This is a genomic window from Leucobacter soli (genome assembly GCF_042659205.1).
Lineage (GTDB): Bacteria > Actinomycetota > Actinomycetes > Actinomycetales > Microbacteriaceae > Leucobacter > Leucobacter soli.
In genome coordinates this window covers 1-15,230 of the sequence record NZ_JBHSRW010000042.1, presented here as the reverse complement: position 1 = coordinate 15,230, position 15,230 = coordinate 1, and the positions used below count along the sequence as shown (strand labels likewise).

Below are 15,230 nucleotides of genomic sequence, written 5' to 3'. Positions count from 1 at the left end.
ACCGGCGGCACGGGAGCGGGCGGCACGGGAACGGGCGGCGGCGCGGCTGGACCCGCCGTCGCGGACGATCCGCTGCCGACCTATCGAGGAGAGGGGCGCTGCTTCCTATGACCGCGAGATGGCGCAACTGGGCGCGGACGGAGCGCTCGAGCCCGGTGCTCGAGGTCGCACCGCGGAGCGTCGACCAGGTCGTGCTCGCCGTGCGGCGCGCACTCGAGACCGGGCACACGGTCAAGGCGATCGGTGCATCGCACAGCTTCACCGCGATCGGTGCGACGGACGGAGTCCGGCTCGACCTGAGCCGACTGCGCGGGCTGGTCGATGTGGATCTCGACCGGGGGCGGGTCACGCTCTGGGCCGGCACGCACCTCTGGGAACTGCCGGCGATCCTGAACCCGCTCGGGCTGGCGCTCGAGAACATGGGCGATATCGATCGCCAGTCCATCTCCGGCGCGACCAGCACCGGGACGCACGGCACGGGCGTCGGCTTCGGCGGGCTGGCGACCGCCGTGGTGGGAGCGACGCTCGTCACCGGCACGGGCGAGGTGCTGACCGTCGACGAGCATCAGCATGCCGAGCTGCTGCCCGCCGTCGCACTCGGTCTCGGGGCCCTCGGCATCCTCGTCACCATGACGATCCAGTGCGTGCCGCGCTATCTGCTGCACGCGGTGGAAGAGCCGGCCCCGCTCGACGAGGCGCTCGACACCTTCGTCGAGCGCACCGGTGCGGCGGACCACTTCGAGTTCTACTGGTTCCCGCACACCACCGGGACCCGGACCAAGACGAACACGCGCCTGCCGCTCGAGGCCGGGGCGAGGCCGCTCGGCGCCGCGGCGCGCGCGCTCGACGAGGAGCTCGTGAACAACGCGCTGCTCGGCGCCGTGGTCGGTTTCGAGCGCTGGGCACCCGCGACGACTCCGGCGATCAACCGAGCCATCGAATCCGTCTCGAGCCGGCGCGACTACTGCGACGAGTCGCATCGCGTCTACGTCACCCGCCGGCGGGTGCGCTTCCGCGAGATGGAGTACGCCCTGCCGCTCGACGCGGTGCCGGCGGCGCTGCGCGAACTGCGGGAGATGATCGAGCGCCGCCGCTTCCGCGTCTCGTTCCCCGTCGAGGTGCGGGCCGCGGCGGCGGACGGGCTGACCCTCTCCACCGCGCACGCGCGGCGGAGCGGCTACATCGCCGTGCACCGCTACTGGCGGGATCCGGATCAGGAGTACTTCCGGGAGGCCGAGGCGATCCTCGCCGCGCATGCCGGCCGCCCGCACTGGGGCAAACTGCACACGCGCACGGCGGAGCAGCTGCGCGAGGTGTATCCGCGCTTCGACGACTTCCTCGCGGTGCGCGACGTGCTGGATCCGGATCGCGCATTCGCGAACCCCTATCTGAACCGGGTGCTCGGCCGATAGCCGCCGGCCGAGTGCGGCCGGGTGCGGCAGGGCACGCCGGCGCGATGCATCGGCGCGGTGCATTCAGGAGGCTCACCGTCGCCGAAGTTAGGATGCAGTCATGACTGGATCACTCATCTCGATTCTCGTGATCGTCGGCATCGTCGTGGTGCTCGGCATCTACGTGTGGGCCACCTACAACTCGCTGGTGACCTTGCGCGTGCGAGTCGATGAGGCATGGAGCGACATCACCGTGCAGCTCAAGCGGCGAGCCGATCTGATCCCGAGCCTCGTGGAGACGGTGAAGGGCTACGCGGCCCACGAGAAGAGCGTCTTCGAGGCGGTGACCCAGGCGCGGGCCGAGACCATATCCGCCTCGGGGCCCGCCGAGGCCTCGGTGGCCGAGAACCACATGCAGCAGGCGCTGAAGAGCATCTTCGCGGTCGCGGAGGCCTACCCGCAACTGCAGGCGAGCCAGAACTTCCTGCAGCTGCAGAGCGAGCTCGTCGATACCGAGAACAAGGTCCAGGCCGCTCGACGCTTCTACAACGGCGGAGTGCGCGAGCTGAACACGAAGATCCAGATCTTCCCGAACAACCTCTTCGCGAAGATGTTCGGCTTCACGACGCGCGAGTTCTTCGAGGTCGAAGACGTGGCGGCGATCTCGGAGCCGCCCCGCATCCAGTTCTAGGCGGCCGCGCCGTGTACCGCGCGATCCGTCGCAACAAGGTCAACAGCGTCCTCATCATCCTGCTCTTCATCGGCATCATCGGGGCGCTGGGCTGGCTCGCCTCCGCCATCTACGGCTCCTCGGCCATCGTCGTATGGGTGCTGGTCTTCGCCGCCGGATACGCGCTGTTCCAGTACTTCGCCGCCGGCCGGCAGGCGATCTCGATGAGCGGGGCGCAGCGGATCGGACCGACTGATCACCCACGGCTCTACCGCATCGTCGAGAATCTGTCGATCACGACCGGCACGCCGATGCCCGAGGTCTACATCGTGCAGGATCCGGCGCCGAACGCGTTCGCCACGGGGCGCGACCCCGAGCACGCCATGGTCGCCGCGACGACCGGCCTGCTCGACATGATGACTGATGCCGAGCTGGAGGGCGTCATGGCGCACGAGCTCGGGCACGTGCGGAACTACGACATCCGCGTCTCGATGATCGTCTACGGCCTCGTCGTGGCGGTCGGCATGGTCTCGGACCTGCTCGTCCGGATGGCCTTCTTCGGCAGGAACAGCAACAGCAACCCTGTTGTCATGATCTTCGGGCTGGTCGCCATGCTGGTGGCGCCGCTCGTCGCCAGCCTGGTGCAGCTCGCCGTCTCCCGGCAGCGGGAGTACCTGGCCGACGCCACCGGAGCGCTGACCACTCGGCACCCCGAGGCGCTCGCGAGCGCGCTGCACAAGCTGAGCGAGTACGGGCGCCCGCTGCAGAAGCAGCACAGCAGCATGGCGCATCTCTGGATCGCCGACCCGCTGAAGCCGGGTCTCGCGCAGCGCCTCTTCGCGACCCATCCGCCGATCCCGGATCGGATCCGGCGTCTGCTCGATATGGGCGGGAAGTTCTAACCGCCCATTCACCGGTGTCGAGGGCGACACCGGCGGCATCGGCGCGCAACGCGATGCGTTGCTCGAGCGCCTGGCCTGGGCGGGAAGTTCTAACCGCCCATTCACCGGTGTCGAGGGCGGTGCGGTCCGGTGCGCTCCGCAGAAGGGCATAGGGTGGAGGGAGCCCGAAGGAGGTCGCCCGCCCCGTGTCAACGATGTTCAGATCTCTCGGGGTGCGCAACTACCGCATCTGGTTCATCGGAGCTCTGGTCTCGAACGTCGGGGCCTGGATGCAGGCCACGGCGCAGAACTGGGTCGTGCTGACCGAGCTCAGCGACAACGACGCCGTCGCCGTCGGGGTCACGATGGCGCTGCAGTTCGGGCCCCAGCTGCTGCTGGTGCCGCTCAGCGGCGCGGTGGCCGACCGCTTCGACCGCCGACGCGTGCTGTTCGTCACGCAGTCGCTGCTCATGCTGCTCGCACTCGGCCTCGGCCTCATGCTGGTCTTCGGGCACGCCGAGCTGTGGCACCTCTACGCCTTCGCGCTGGGGCTCGGTATCGTCAACGCGTTCGACACGCCGGCGAGGCAGGCCTTCGTGTCCGATCTGGTCTCCGCTGATCAGCTCTCGAACGCGGTCGCGTTGAACTCCGCCTCCTTCAACTCGGCGCGGCTGCTGGGTCCGGCCGTCGCCGGTCTGCTCATCGCGGCGATCGGCTCAGGGTGGGTCTTCGTGATCAATTCGGTCTCGTTCATCGCGATGCTGCTCGCGCTCGCGCTCATCCGGGTCCGGCACCGCGGCGCAGTGGCGGTGAGCGGCGGATCGCAGGCGAGTCAGCTGGTGGCGGGATTCCGCTACGTGCGGCGTCGGCACGATCTCGTCGTCATCATGATCATGGTCTTCGTGATCGGCGCCTTCGGCATGAACTTCCCGATCTACTCGTCGACGATGGCCGTCGAGTTCGGCCGTGGCGCGGGGGAGTACGGCGTGCTCTCGTCGATCCTCGCGATCGGTTCGCTCGCCGGTGCGCTGATGGTCGCGCGTCGGCCGGCCGCACGATTCCGCGCGGTGGTCACCGCAGCGGGCGGCTTCGGCGTGTCGGGCACGATCGCCGCGCTGATGCCCACGTTCTGGACCTTCGCCATCTCGCTCGTGCTGCTCGGGTACTGCACCTCGACGCTGCTCTCGACGGCGAACGGCTTCGTGCAGACGACCAGCGAGCCCGGCATGCGCGGCCGCGTGCTGTCGATCTACTTCGCCATCCTCATGGGCGGCACGCCGGTCGGAGCCCCCGTCGTCGGCGCCGTCGCCGATGCGCTCGGCGCGCGGTGGAGCCTCTGGACCGCGGCGCTCGCCGGAGTCGTCGCCTTCGGCGTGGGGCTGGGCTGGCTGATCGTCGGCCGTCGACTCCGAGTGCATGTGCACCTCGGTGCCGCCGGGCATAGACGGCCGCGCCTCACCGTGACGCACGCCGGCCGCCGGCACGACGACGAGGATCCGGCGGAGCAGCTCGAGACGCTGACCGCGCCCCTGTCAGTGCTGCGCCGGAACCCGGTGATCCTGTCGGAGCCGAGCTCCGCGCCGCAGAGCGGAGCCCTCAGCGAGGGACTCACCGGCCCGATCGGCAGCATCGGGGCGCCCGGCGACGACCCTGAGCGCGAGGAACCGGGGGATCGGCGGGGCATGCCCTAGGCTGGTTCGGTCGAGGCGAGATCGAGGTACGGTCGACGCAGGAGGAGGCGAGCGCCGAACATGGCAGAACCGCAGACGCAGCCGTCTCTCACCGTCCTCGTCCCGATGTACAACGAGGAGGCGGTGCTCGAGCTCTTCTACGAGGAGCTGAACCGGGTCATCGAGACGATCCCGGGGATCGATTTCACCTACCTCTTCGTCGACGACGGCTCGCGCGACGCCTCGCTCAGCATCGTCAAGAACTTCGCGACGAACGATCCGCGGGTGACCTACCTGGCCCTCAGTCGGAATTTCGGCAAGGAGCGCGCGCTGCTCGCCGGCTTCGACCACGTCACGACGGACGCGGTCGTGGTGATCGATGCGGATCTGCAGGATCCGCCGGCGCTGATCGCCGAGATGGTGGACTACTGGCAGCAGGGCTACCAGGACGTCTACGCGCAGCGCCGCAGCCGCAAGGGCGAGACCTGGCTGAAACGGGCCACCTCGAACGCCTACTATCGCGTGCTGCAGTCGGTCACCCGGGTGGAGATCCAAGCGAACACGGGGGACTTCCGCCTGCTCGACCGGGCCTGCCTCGACGCGCTGACGCGCTTCCGCGAGACCGAGCGCAACACGAAGGCGCTCTTCTCCTGGATCGGATTCCGGAAGCAGGCGATCCTCTTCGATCGAGAGCCGCGGGCCGCGGGCCGGAGCAAGTTCAACTATCGTCGGCTCACGAACCTCGCCGTCGACGGCATCACCTCGTTCACGACGACACCGCTGCGGGTGTCGGGCTTCTTCGGCTTCATCGTCTCGCTGGTGGCATTCGTCTATCTGCTCGTGATCGTCCTGCAAGCGCTGCTCTTCGGATCGGACGCCGCAGGCTACCCCTCGCTGATGGCGGTGATCCTCTTCCTCGGTGGCGTGCAGCTGATGTCGCTCGGGGTGATCGGCGAGTACGTGGGCCGGATCTTCAACGAGACGAAGGACCGGCCGAACTACCTGATCGGGGAGAGCAATCTGCCGGGGGGCGTCGACCACGACGGCGGCCCGGGCCGGTCCGGCCGGTGAGCGGCGCTCGGAAGCCGCTGCGCTTCGTCCTGGTCGGGCTCGCCAACACGGCGATCGACTTCGGCCTGCTCTTCGCGCTGCGGGCGCTCGGCGTGCCGCTGGTGCCAGCAAACATGATCTCGACCGCGGTCGCGCTCGCCTTCAGCTTTTTCGCGAACCGCAGTTTCACGTTCCGTGCGGCCGGCAGCGGGAGCGCGGCGCGGCAGGCGGTGGCGTTCCTCGTGGTGACCCTCGTCGGACTGTGGGCGCTGCAGCCGCTGGTGCTGCTCGGCGGCACCGCGCTGCTCGGCGGAGTCACGGGCGAGGGCCCGGCGCTCTTCCTGGCGAAGATCGCGGCCACCGCGGTCTCGATGGTCTGGAACTATCTTCTGTACGATCGAGTGGTGTTCCGGAGCCGGCGGTCCGATCGATCGGACGCGCCGCAGACCGATCCGGATCCCGACGAGCGAGGAGCATGATGACGAGCGAGACCCAGCCGATCCGAGCGGGATGGACCTCGTCGAGGCTCGTGCTCGCCGTCACGAAGCACCCGGTCGGCTTCTGGGCGGCGCTGATCGTCGTCTTCGCACTCGCGCGCCTCGCCACCTGGGGCTACCCGTTCGACAGCGACCATTGGATCTTCTACTACGTCGGCCACAACTGGATCGTCGACGGCGGCGACCTCTACGTCGACGCGTGGGATCACAAGCCGCCCATGATCTTCCTCATGAACGGCATCATGGCCGCGCTGCTGGGCGACAGCATCGTGCTGCACCGGATCTGGCTGACCGCCTTCGCGATCCTCGAATGCTGGCTCTTCTACCTGCTGGCGAAGCGGGTGCTGCCCGGGATGCTGGATCGCGCCGACGCCGCCGACGCGTCGCGCGCCGCGGATCGCCCGGGCTCCCGCACCGCCCGCATCATCGACCGCGAGGTCGCCGTGAAGCTGACGCTGCTCGCCTACGTCTTCTTCCGCAACCTCTCGCAGTTCACCGACAGCGGCAACAACACCGAGGGCTACGGCGTCATCCTGGTGCTCCTGCTCGTGCTGGCCTACCTGAAGTTCGCCGACACCGGTCGACTGCACTGGCTCGCCCTCGCCGGCCTCTCCTGCGGCGTGCTCTTCTGGTTCAAGGGCAACTTCCTGATCTTCGGCGGCATCATCGGACTGCTCCTGCTCATACACGGGTGGAGGACGCGGGGCCGGGCGGGCGGCCGCCTGATCCTGCAGGTCGTCGTCTACGTCGCGCCGATCGTGCTCGTCGCGCTGGCCTGGTTCGCCTACTTCGCGGCTCGCGGCACCTTCGACGACTTCTGGCTCGCCTCCTTCGGCTTCTCCGCGCTCTACGCGACGAGCGCCTGGGCCGGCAAGGTCAGCGCGAACATCCTGCTCATCGTCACCACCGCGGCGCTCATGGTGCCCGCGCTCATCCTCTTCGTCGTCTACCTGCGAGACATCCGGGCGCAGTGGAAGTCGCAGAGCTACCAGCTGGTCGGAGCCATGTTCCTCGCGGGGTACGTGCTGATCGGGCTGGTGGGATCCTTCTACCCCTACTACCTGCTCATCACGATGCCGTTCACCGTGCTCGTGATGATCTTCGCGATGCTGCGGGTCTCGAGCCTCGGCAAGGTGTGGCGCGTGATCCTGATCGCCGGGCTCGTGTTCACGCTCGTCGCCAACTACGCGATCTCGACCCGCCAGCTGCTCAACAACTTCACCGGCTCCGCCGCGGTCGATGCGCAGCAGAAGATGGCGGCCGCCGAGTACATCCAGGAGCACACGGAGCCGGAGGAGCGGATCCTCTCCTACGACTACGGCGCGACCTTCTACCAGCTCGCGCAGCGCAAGGCGCCGAGCCGCTTCGTCTCGGCGAGCGTGCTGCTGCTCGACTTCCGCGACGGTTTCGGGCTCGGATTCAACGATGAGGTGATCGCGGGCATGGAGGCGCACGGCGTGCGCTACGTCATGCTGAGCGGCATCAATCGCGAGCTCTACGAGACGAACACGCAGATGAGCGACTACCTCGCGGAGCACTTCCGCACCGCCGAGACCTTCGGCGACGTCGAGGTGCTGGAGCGCGTCGACGAGTAGGTGCGGGCGGCCCCGCGCCGAGTCGCTGGAAACCGCCCGCGCGAGTAGGCTGGGTGGGTACGCTGACGGCCGATCCGCCGTTCTTCTTCTTCAACATCGGAGTCGATACACCGTGAGTGATTTCCTGTCCGCCCAGACCCGCACCGAGACCGATTCGCTCGGCAGCGTCGAGATCCCCGCCGCGGCCTACTGGGGCGTTCATACCGCCCGCGCTCACGAGAACTTCCCGATCTCGCGACGCCCCGTCTCGGTCTACCCCGACTTCGTGCGCGCCTTCGCGTGCGTGAAGCAGGCGGCGGCGCGCGCCAACCTCGAAATCGGCGCCCTCGACGAGCAGCGCTCCACGCTGATCGACCGGGCCTGCGAGGAGATCAAGACCGGCATGCTGCTCGACCAGTTCGTCGTCGGCGTCGTGCAGGGCGGCGCCGGAACCTCGACGAATATGAACGCGAACGAGGTCATCACGAACCGCGCGCTCGAGCTCGCCGGCCACGCGAAGGGCGACTACGCCTTCATCAACCCGAACGATCACACCAACCGCAGCCAGTCGACGAACGACACCTATCCGACCGCGATCAAGGTCGCTCTCGCCTTCTCACTGACCAGCCTGCTCGAGGAGCTGGCGCTGCTCGCCGACTCCTTCGCGGCGAAGGGCCGGGAGTTCTCCCACATCATCAAGGTGGGCCGTACCCAGCTGCAGGACGCCGTGCCGATGACGCTCGGGCAGGAGTTCAACGCCTTCGCGGTGACACTGCGCGAGGACATCGAGCGCCTCACCGAAGCCGTGACGCTGCTGCGCGAGGTCAACATGGGCGCCACGGCGATCGGCACGGGCATCAATGCACCGCGCGGGTACAAGGAGGCGGTCATCCGCCATCTGCGCGACATCACGGGTCTCGAGCTGGTCACCGCCGGCGACCTGGTCGAGTCGACCAGCGACACCGGCGTGTTCATCACCTTCTCGGGCGCGCTCAAGCGCAGCGCGCTCAAGCTCTCGAAGATCTCGAACGACCTCCGCCTGCTGTCCTCCGGCCCGCAGGCCGGCCTCGGCGAGATCAACCTGCCGGCGCGCCAGGCGGGGTCCTCCATCATGCCGGGCAAGGTCAACCCCGTGATCCCGGAGGCGGTCTCGCAGGTCGCTTACGCGGTCGCGGGATCCGATGTGACGGTGTCGATGGCGGTGGAGGCCGGGCAGCTGCAGCTCAACGCCTTCGAGCCGATCATCGCCCACTCGCTCTTCCAGTCGATCACCTGGCTGGAGCGCGCCTGCCAGACGCTTCGCCTCAACTGCGTCGACGGCATCACCGCGAACGAGGATCGTCTCGCCGACACCGTCTCGCGCTCGGTCACGGTCATCACCGCGCTCGCGCCGGTGATCGGCTATGCGGAGGCCGCGAAGCTCGCGAAGGAGGCGCTGGCCACCAACGAGAGGGTGTCGGAACTCGTCACCTCGCGCGGGCTGCTCGATCAGTCGCAGCTCGACGATATCCTGCAGCCGGCGCGCCTCGCGGGCCTCGAGCCCGAGACCGGCGCCATGGACATCGTGACCGCGCCCGAGGTGGTCGAAGGGGAGTGAGCCCGGCGGGGATCAGGCCTGCGTGCAGGTGCTGGTGAGCGCCCCGATGCCCTCGATCGTGACGGTCACCTCGGTGCCGGGCACGAGGTAGAGCGGCGGCTTGCGCGAGCGCCCGGCGCCGCCCGGGGATCCGGTCGAGATGAGCGTGCCGGGGAGCAGGGTGAGCGACTGCGACAGCGAGGCGATGAGCTGGGCCACGGTGCGGATCATGTACCCGGTCGTCGAGTCCTGAACGCGCAGCCCGTCGACGTCGGTGGTGAGGTGCAGTGCTTGCGGGTCCGGGATCTCGTCGGCGGTCACGACGACGGGGCCCACCGGGGTGAAGCCGTCGAAGGACTTGCAGCGCGACCACTGCGGCTCGAGGAACTGGATGTTGCGGGCCGTGATGTCGTTGATCGCCGTGTAGCCGAAGACGTGATCGAGGGCTGCCTCGGCGGACACGTTCTTCGCTGCGCGACCGATGATCACGCCGAGCTCGCCCTCGTAGTCGACCTCCTCGCTGAGGTGGGTCGGCAGCGGCACGTCCCGGCCGTGGCCGTTGAGCGAGTTCGGGAACAGCGAGAACAGCACCGGACCCGAGTCGTTGTCGAGGTTCAGCTCGCTCGCGTGCTCGTCGTAGTTGAGGCCGACGGCGAGCACGATCGGCGGATCCAGCACCGCGGAGGCGTAGGCGACGTCCTCGAGTGGGAGCCCGCGGTCTTCCGGCAGCGCGTCGAGCGCGGCGCGCACGCGGGCGGTCGCCTCGGGGCCGGCCTCGATCAGCTCCTGCAGGGTGGCGAAGCTCTCGCCCAGGTCCCGCAGCGGTACGAAGCTCTCGCCCCTCACCGCCACGAACTCCGGCTGCCGACTCCCTGCCCGGGTCACATGCGCAAACTTCACTCATCCAGGCTACCGACTTCTGGCGGAGCATGCCCGTCGGGTATCGACTATCGAATACGGAAACCGTGGTCTGGATCCCACAACTCCCGGTGCGGCGGTGTGCTTCCTCTGAGAGCGAACGCGCCGCGACAAAGCCGGCGGAACCCGGAAGAATGGGGCGTATGAGTGAAGCACCGCTGACCAAGCCCGAGATCGACTTCCCCGAGGGCCCGGCCCCGACCGAGCTCGAGATCGTCGATCTCGTCGAAGGCACCGGCGCAGAGGCGCAGGCGGGATCCACCGTCGAGGTGCACTACCTGGGCGTCGAGTACGACAGCGGCGAGGAGTTCGACAGCTCGTGGGGCCGCGGTGAGACCATCAACTTCCCGCTGCGCTCGCTGATCCAGGGCTGGCAGCTGGGCATCCCGGGCATGAAGGTGGGCGGCCGCCGCAAGCTGACCGTGCCGCCGGCTCAGGCGTACGGCACCGCGGGCGGGCATCCGCTCTCGGGCAAGACGCTGATCTTCGTGATCGACCTCAAGAACGTCGGCTGATCGCTGAGCCGTATCATCGCGCACGGGTCCGGGAACGGGCCCGTGCGCTTTGCTCTCAGCACTGACTGAACCCGCCGTTTCCTGAGAACCCGCTGAGTGGTAGGTTCGGTTCCGTGCGCGTGCGCAGGGCATGCGCGGAAACGGAGCACCAGGTGGCAGAGACAGAGTCGTCGACGACTGCGAAGTCGGCGCAACGGGGGCAGGGGGAGCCGTCCGGCGCACTCGACCGCTACTTCGAGATCAGCAAGCGCGGCTCGACGTTCGGCCGCGAGGTGCGCGGCGGCATCGTGACCTTCGTCACGATGGCCTACATCGTGATCCTCAACCCGATCATCCTCACGACGACGACCGACGTCGCGGGCACCCGACTCGAGTTCGGCCAGGTGGGAGCCGTGACGGCCCTGACCGCGGGCGTGATGACGATCCTCTTCGGCATCGTGAGCCGTCTGCCCTTCGCCTTCGCGGCCGGCCTCGGCATCAATGCGTTCCTGGCCTTCACCGTCGTCGGCCAGGTCACCTGGCCCGAGGCGATGGCGCTCGTCATGATCAACGGCGCACTCATCGTGCTGCTCGCCGCCACCGGCCTGCGCCGCATGATCTTCGACGCGGTTCCGATGGAGCTCAAGATCGCCATCACGGTGGGCATCGGCCTCTTCATCGCCTTCATCGGGTTCGTGAACGCGGGCTTCGTCACCTCCAGCGCCTCTCCGCCGGTCGGACTCGGCGTCTTCGGGTCGGTCGCCACAGTGCCGACGCTGCTGTTCATCGTGACCCTGGTGATCACCGGCATCCTCGTGGCGCGCAAGGTCAGAGGCGGCCTGCTGATCGGTCTCGTGACCGGCACGGTGCTCGCCGTCGTCGTCGAGGCGATCTGGCACCTCGGCGCGCGCGGGACCGACGAGGCCGGCAACGTCGTGAACCCCGGCGGTTGGGGCCTCACCGTCCCCGAGCTCACCGGGAACCCGTTCCAGGTCCCCGATCTGAGCCTGGTGGGCGCGGTCAGCTTCGACTTCGGCAAGGTCGCCGTCATCGCGGTCGTCATGCTCGTGTTCAGCCTGCTCTTCATGAACTTCTTCGACGCCATGGGCACGTTCACCGGGCTTTCGCGTGAGGCCGAGCTGGCCGATGAGAAGGGCAACTTCCCCCGGCTCAAGTCCGCGCTGGTCGTCGAGGGCGTCGGGGCGCTCGCCGGCGGCTTCACCTCCTCCTCTTCGAACACGGTGTTCATCGAGTCGGGATCGGGCATCGGCGAAGGCGCGCGGACGGGCTTCGCGAACCTCGTCACCGGCGTGCTGTTCCTGCTCGCGATGTTCCTCACGCCGATCGCGGAGATCGTGCCTACCGAGGTCGCGGCGGCGGCGCTGGTCGTGGTGGGGGCGATGATGATGACCCAGATCAAGTCCATCGACCTCGCCCGCTTCGACGTCGCGCTGCCCGTCTTCCTGACGGTCACCGTGATGCCCTTCACCTATTCGATCGCCAACGGCATCGGCGCCGGCTTCATCTCGTGGGTGCTGATCCGCACCTTCTCGGGCAAGGGGCGCGACGTGCACTGGCTGCTGTGGACGGTCGCCGCCGGCTTCGTGATCTACTTCGCCAGGGGACCGATCGAGATGCTCCTCGGCGCGTAGCGCGCACGATCAGCCATCGGAAGGCGCTCCGTGCTCACCGCGCGGGGCGCCTTCCCGTTGCCCGAGCAGGTGCTCGAGCAGCGGATCGAGGATCGCCAGGCCGTCGTTCACCCCGCCGGGCGAGCCCGGCAGCGTCATGACGAAGGTGCCGCCGGCGGCGACGTCGGAGAACCCGACGATCTCGTCGTCGACCGTGGCGACGAAGCTGCCCCTGCTGCTCATGCCGAGATGCCAGCCGGCCGGGTCCCGCGGCGCCGGCCCGACCCAGGCCCGTATCTGGGCGGGGTCGTAGTCGGCGGCCGCGGTCCGCGTGACGGCCGCGATGAAGACCGCCAGCGTGGGGGCGGCATCCGGTTGCGCGTAGGGTCGGATCCGCAGGCGTCTCGGAGCATCGTGCATGGGTCTCGACTCTCCCTCGTGCGGTGCGGGCGGGTGCGGCGGTGCGGGTGGATGCGGCAGCGCGGCTCTAGGGCGTGCGGGGCGACTCGCTAGATCGGGTCTCCCGTGACCGGGCCCTCGGTGTTCGGCTTCCAGCCCAGGGCGGGCGCCACGTGCTCGGCGAATGCCTGCAGCACGTGCAGGTTGTACTCCGGGCCGAGCTGGCTCGGGATGGTCAGCATGACGGTGTCGGCCGCCATGACCGCCTCGTCGCGCCGCAGCTGCTCGATCAGTCGATCCGGCGTGTCCGCGTAGGTCTTGCCGAATGTCGAGCGCAGGCCGTCGATGATCCCGATCTGATCCTCGTTCTCGCGCGAGGGCAGGCCGAAGTAGAGCTCGTCCTGCTGCGTGATCAGGGGGAAGATGCTCCGGCTCACGCTCACGCGCGGCGACCCCGAGTGGCCGGCCTCGCGGTAGGCGGTGCGGAACCGGTCGATCTGCTCGCGCTGCAGCTCGTGGAAGGGCTGGCCGGTCGCCTCGGTGAGCAGGGTCGAACTCATGAGGTTCAGGCCCCGACGCCCCGTCTCCTCGGCCGTGCCCCGGCTGCCCGCACCCCACCAGATGTGGTCGCGCAGGGTATCGGATCGCGGCTCGACCGCGAGCCGGCCGGCGGGGCCCATCCGCGGATCCGCCTCGACGACGGTCTCGCCCTCGACGGCGCGCAGGAACAGATCGAACTTGGCTTTCGCCAGCTCATGGCCCTCGGGATCGTCGGTCGACGTGTAGCCGAACGCCTCGTAGCCGCGCAGCGCCGGCTCCGGGGACCCCCGGCTGATGCCGAGCGCGATCCTGCCGTCGGCGAGCAGATCGAGCGCCGCCGCCTCCTCGGCGAGATACAGCGGGTTCTCGTAGCGCATGTCGATGACGCCCGTGCCGACCTCGATCCGCTCCGTGCGCGCGGCCATCGCGGTGAGCAGGGGGATCGGCGAAGCGGCCTGGCGGGCGAAATGGTGCACGCGCAGATAGGCGCCGTTGGCTCCGATCTCCTCGGCGCCCTCGGCGAGCTCGACATGCTGGCGCAGCATGTCGCCCGCCGTGCGCGTGCGCGATCCGGGTACGTTGCCGTAGTGGCCGAAGGAGAGGAATCCGAAAGCGCGCATGGAAGATGGAACGGCGGCGGCGCGCGTCTATTCCCGACGGCTCCGTGACGGCTCCGAGACCGCTCGGCGACCGCTACGCGAGCTGGTTCATGCGGAGCAGATTCCCGGCCGGGTCGCGGAACGCGCAGTCCCGCACGCCGTAGTCCTGGTCCATCGGCTCCTGCACGACCTCGGCTCCCGCCCGTTCGAGGCGTGCGAAGAGGCCGTCGAGGTCGTCGCTCGCCAGGGTGAGCGCGCCGTACGAGCCCTTCGCGATGAGATTCAGGATCACCTCGCGCTCCTCATCGGTGATGCCGGGATTGACTGCCGGCGGATGGAGCACGATGGAGGTCTCGGGCTGCCCGACCGGGCCGACCGTGATCCAGCGCATGTTCTCGTAGCCGACGTCCTTGCGGACCTCGAATCCGAGCAGGTCGCGATAGAAGCCGAGCGCGGCTTCGGCATCGGTGTGGGGGAGGAACGCGTAGTGAATCTTGATGTCCATGCGATCCACGTTACGTCTCGGTCGCGTCCCCGACTTCTCGATTCCTGACCGGTCTCGTCACCTGCTTCGCCATGCACGGCGGGATCCCGGATACCGAGCGCGAGGGATCGTCCCGGTACACACTCGGGGCGACGCCGACGAGCTCTGAGAACCGGGTGCTGAACGTGCCGAGCGACGAGAACCCGACGGTGAAGCAGACCTCGGTGACGCTGAGGTCGCCGCGCCGCAGCAGCGTCATCGCTCGCTCGATGCGACGCGTCATCAGATAGGAGTACGGGGACTCCCCGTAGACGCGGCGGAACTCCCGGCTCAGATGCCCCGCCGACATGTGCACCCCGCGCGCCAGCAGCTCCACGCTGAGCGGCGACGCGTACTCCCGGTCGATCCGATCCCTGACGCGCCGGATCGCGATGAGGTCGTCCCGAGACTCGGGGCGGGATCCGGCTGCAGTCATACGGGCATTGTCGCAGAACCACCGGCCGGGCATGCGGTGACGGGGCGATGGGCGCCGCGCAGCAACCTCGGCGTTCGCGCTCGCGCTCGCGCGAGTGGCGTTCGCGCCCGCGCGAGTAGGGTGGAGCCCATGACTGTTGCGATCGATCCCGACTTCAACCCGGTGCCCTCTCTGAGCCGCGAGGTCACCGTCACCGTCGCGAACTCGGCGGAGCCGGCCGTGCTCGCGGTGTTCGTCCCCGCCGAGGGCGAGCTGCCGGACGGACTGCCCGATGGGATCGACCGGGACGCGCTCGCCGCAGCGGGATTCACGGGGAAGGCGGGCCAGACGCTGCTGCTGCCGGGCGCCCCGCTGCGCGTGCTCGTCGGCACCGCCGCCGGA

At 68.7% G+C, this 15,230-nt stretch carries 15 protein-coding genes and 1 pseudogene; 11 read left to right on the top strand and 5 right to left on the bottom strand.

Going from position 1 to position 15,230, the window contains the following annotated elements; translation table 11 throughout:
- The first annotated feature begins 107 nt into the window (after positions 1 to 107).
- From ACFPZL_RS04715 to ACFPZL_RS04680, 8 genes are all read left to right on the top strand, one after another.
- Entirely contained in the window at positions 108 to 1,412 is a 1,305-nt protein-coding gene (locus tag ACFPZL_RS04715) for a D-arabinono-1,4-lactone oxidase (RefSeq protein WP_218113946.1), read from the top strand.
- A 100-nt stretch (positions 1,413 to 1,512) separates the two neighbouring features.
- Positions 1,513 to 2,082 carry a LemA family protein gene (locus tag ACFPZL_RS04710; RefSeq protein WP_218113947.1) on the top strand — a complete coding sequence of 190 codons (570 nt, stop codon included), beginning with the start codon at positions 1,513 to 1,515 and terminating at the stop codon, positions 2,080 to 2,082.
- An 11-nt stretch (positions 2,083 to 2,093) separates the two neighbouring features.
- The gene (locus tag ACFPZL_RS04705; protein WP_218113948.1) at positions 2,094 to 2,963 is read left to right on the top strand and encodes a M48 family metallopeptidase; all 870 of its coding nucleotides are present in this window, start codon (positions 2,094 to 2,096) and stop codon (positions 2,961 to 2,963) included.
- Positions 2,964 to 3,157: 194 nt separating this feature from the next.
- Entirely contained in the window at positions 3,158 to 4,633 is a 1,476-nt protein-coding gene (locus tag ACFPZL_RS04700; RefSeq protein WP_218114040.1) for an MFS transporter, read from the top strand.
- Positions 4,634 to 4,693: 60 nt separating this feature from the next.
- Positions 4,694 to 5,683, top strand: a complete 990-nt coding sequence (locus ACFPZL_RS04695) for a glycosyltransferase family 2 protein (protein ID WP_218113949.1) — start codon at positions 4,694 to 4,696, stop codon at positions 5,681 to 5,683.
- Positions 5,680 to 6,141 (top strand): GtrA family protein, encoded by a 462-nt coding sequence (locus tag ACFPZL_RS04690; protein ID WP_218113950.1) that lies wholly within the window; start codon positions 5,680 to 5,682, stop codon positions 6,139 to 6,141. Before ACFPZL_RS04695 ends, ACFPZL_RS04690 begins: the two co-directional genes overlap by 4 nt.
- Positions 6,141 to 7,754 carry a hypothetical protein gene (locus ACFPZL_RS04685; protein WP_218113951.1) on the top strand — a complete coding sequence of 538 codons (1,614 nt, stop codon included), beginning with the start codon at positions 6,141 to 6,143 and terminating at the stop codon, positions 7,752 to 7,754. The genes ACFPZL_RS04690 and ACFPZL_RS04685 overlap by 1 nt, the downstream gene beginning before the upstream one ends.
- Before the next feature lie 112 nt (positions 7,755 to 7,866).
- Positions 7,867 to 9,330, top strand: a complete 1,464-nt coding sequence (locus tag ACFPZL_RS04680) for an aspartate ammonia-lyase (RefSeq protein WP_218113952.1) — start codon at positions 7,867 to 7,869, stop codon at positions 9,328 to 9,330.
- Positions 9,331 to 9,342: 12 nt separating this feature from the next.
- Here the strand turns inward: ACFPZL_RS04680 and ACFPZL_RS04675 are convergent, their stop codons facing one another.
- On the bottom strand, positions 9,343 to 10,209 hold the full coding sequence (locus ACFPZL_RS04675) for a fumarylacetoacetate hydrolase family protein (RefSeq protein WP_218113953.1): 867 nt from the start codon (positions 10,207 to 10,209) through the stop codon (positions 9,343 to 9,345).
- 161 nt (positions 10,210 to 10,370) lie between these two features.
- Here ACFPZL_RS04675 and ACFPZL_RS04670 point away from each other — a divergent pair, with 161 nt between their 5' ends.
- Together ACFPZL_RS04670 and ACFPZL_RS04665 are read left to right on the top strand one after the other, a co-directional pair.
- Positions 10,371 to 10,742, top strand: a complete 372-nt coding sequence (locus ACFPZL_RS04670; protein ID WP_328798000.1) for an FKBP-type peptidyl-prolyl cis-trans isomerase — start codon at positions 10,371 to 10,373, stop codon at positions 10,740 to 10,742.
- A 152-nt stretch (positions 10,743 to 10,894) separates the two neighbouring features.
- A complete protein-coding gene (locus ACFPZL_RS04665) occupies positions 10,895 to 12,373 on the top strand; it encodes an NCS2 family permease (protein ID WP_218113954.1) in 1,479 nt (492 codons plus the stop codon).
- A gap of 9 nt (positions 12,374 to 12,382) precedes the next feature.
- Here the strand turns inward: ACFPZL_RS04665 and ACFPZL_RS04660 are convergent, their stop codons facing one another.
- The 4 genes from ACFPZL_RS04660 to ACFPZL_RS04645 all read right to left on the bottom strand — a co-directional run bounded on the left by ACFPZL_RS04660 (position 12,383) and on the right by ACFPZL_RS04645 (position 14,849).
- The gene (locus tag ACFPZL_RS04660) at positions 12,383 to 12,772 is read right to left on the bottom strand and encodes a GNAT family protein (RefSeq protein WP_382334780.1); all 390 of its coding nucleotides are present in this window, start codon (positions 12,770 to 12,772) and stop codon (positions 12,383 to 12,385) included.
- An 89-nt stretch (positions 12,773 to 12,861) separates the two neighbouring features.
- Positions 12,862 to 13,911, bottom strand: a complete 1,050-nt coding sequence (locus ACFPZL_RS04655; protein WP_218116256.1) for an LLM class flavin-dependent oxidoreductase — start codon at positions 13,909 to 13,911, stop codon at positions 12,862 to 12,864.
- A 73-nt stretch (positions 13,912 to 13,984) separates the two neighbouring features.
- Entirely contained in the window at positions 13,985 to 14,395 is a 411-nt protein-coding gene (locus ACFPZL_RS04650) for a VOC family protein (protein WP_218116255.1), read from the bottom strand.
- 10 nt (positions 14,396 to 14,405) lie between these two features.
- Complete coding sequence (locus ACFPZL_RS04645) at positions 14,406 to 14,849, bottom strand: helix-turn-helix transcriptional regulator (protein WP_218116254.1); 444 nt, start codon at positions 14,847 to 14,849, stop codon at positions 14,406 to 14,408.
- 129 nt (positions 14,850 to 14,978) lie between these two features.
- Here ACFPZL_RS04645 and ACFPZL_RS04640 point away from each other — a divergent pair.
- A pseudogene (locus ACFPZL_RS04640) lies at positions 14,979 to 15,230 on the top strand (leucyl aminopeptidase); the annotation flags it as partial.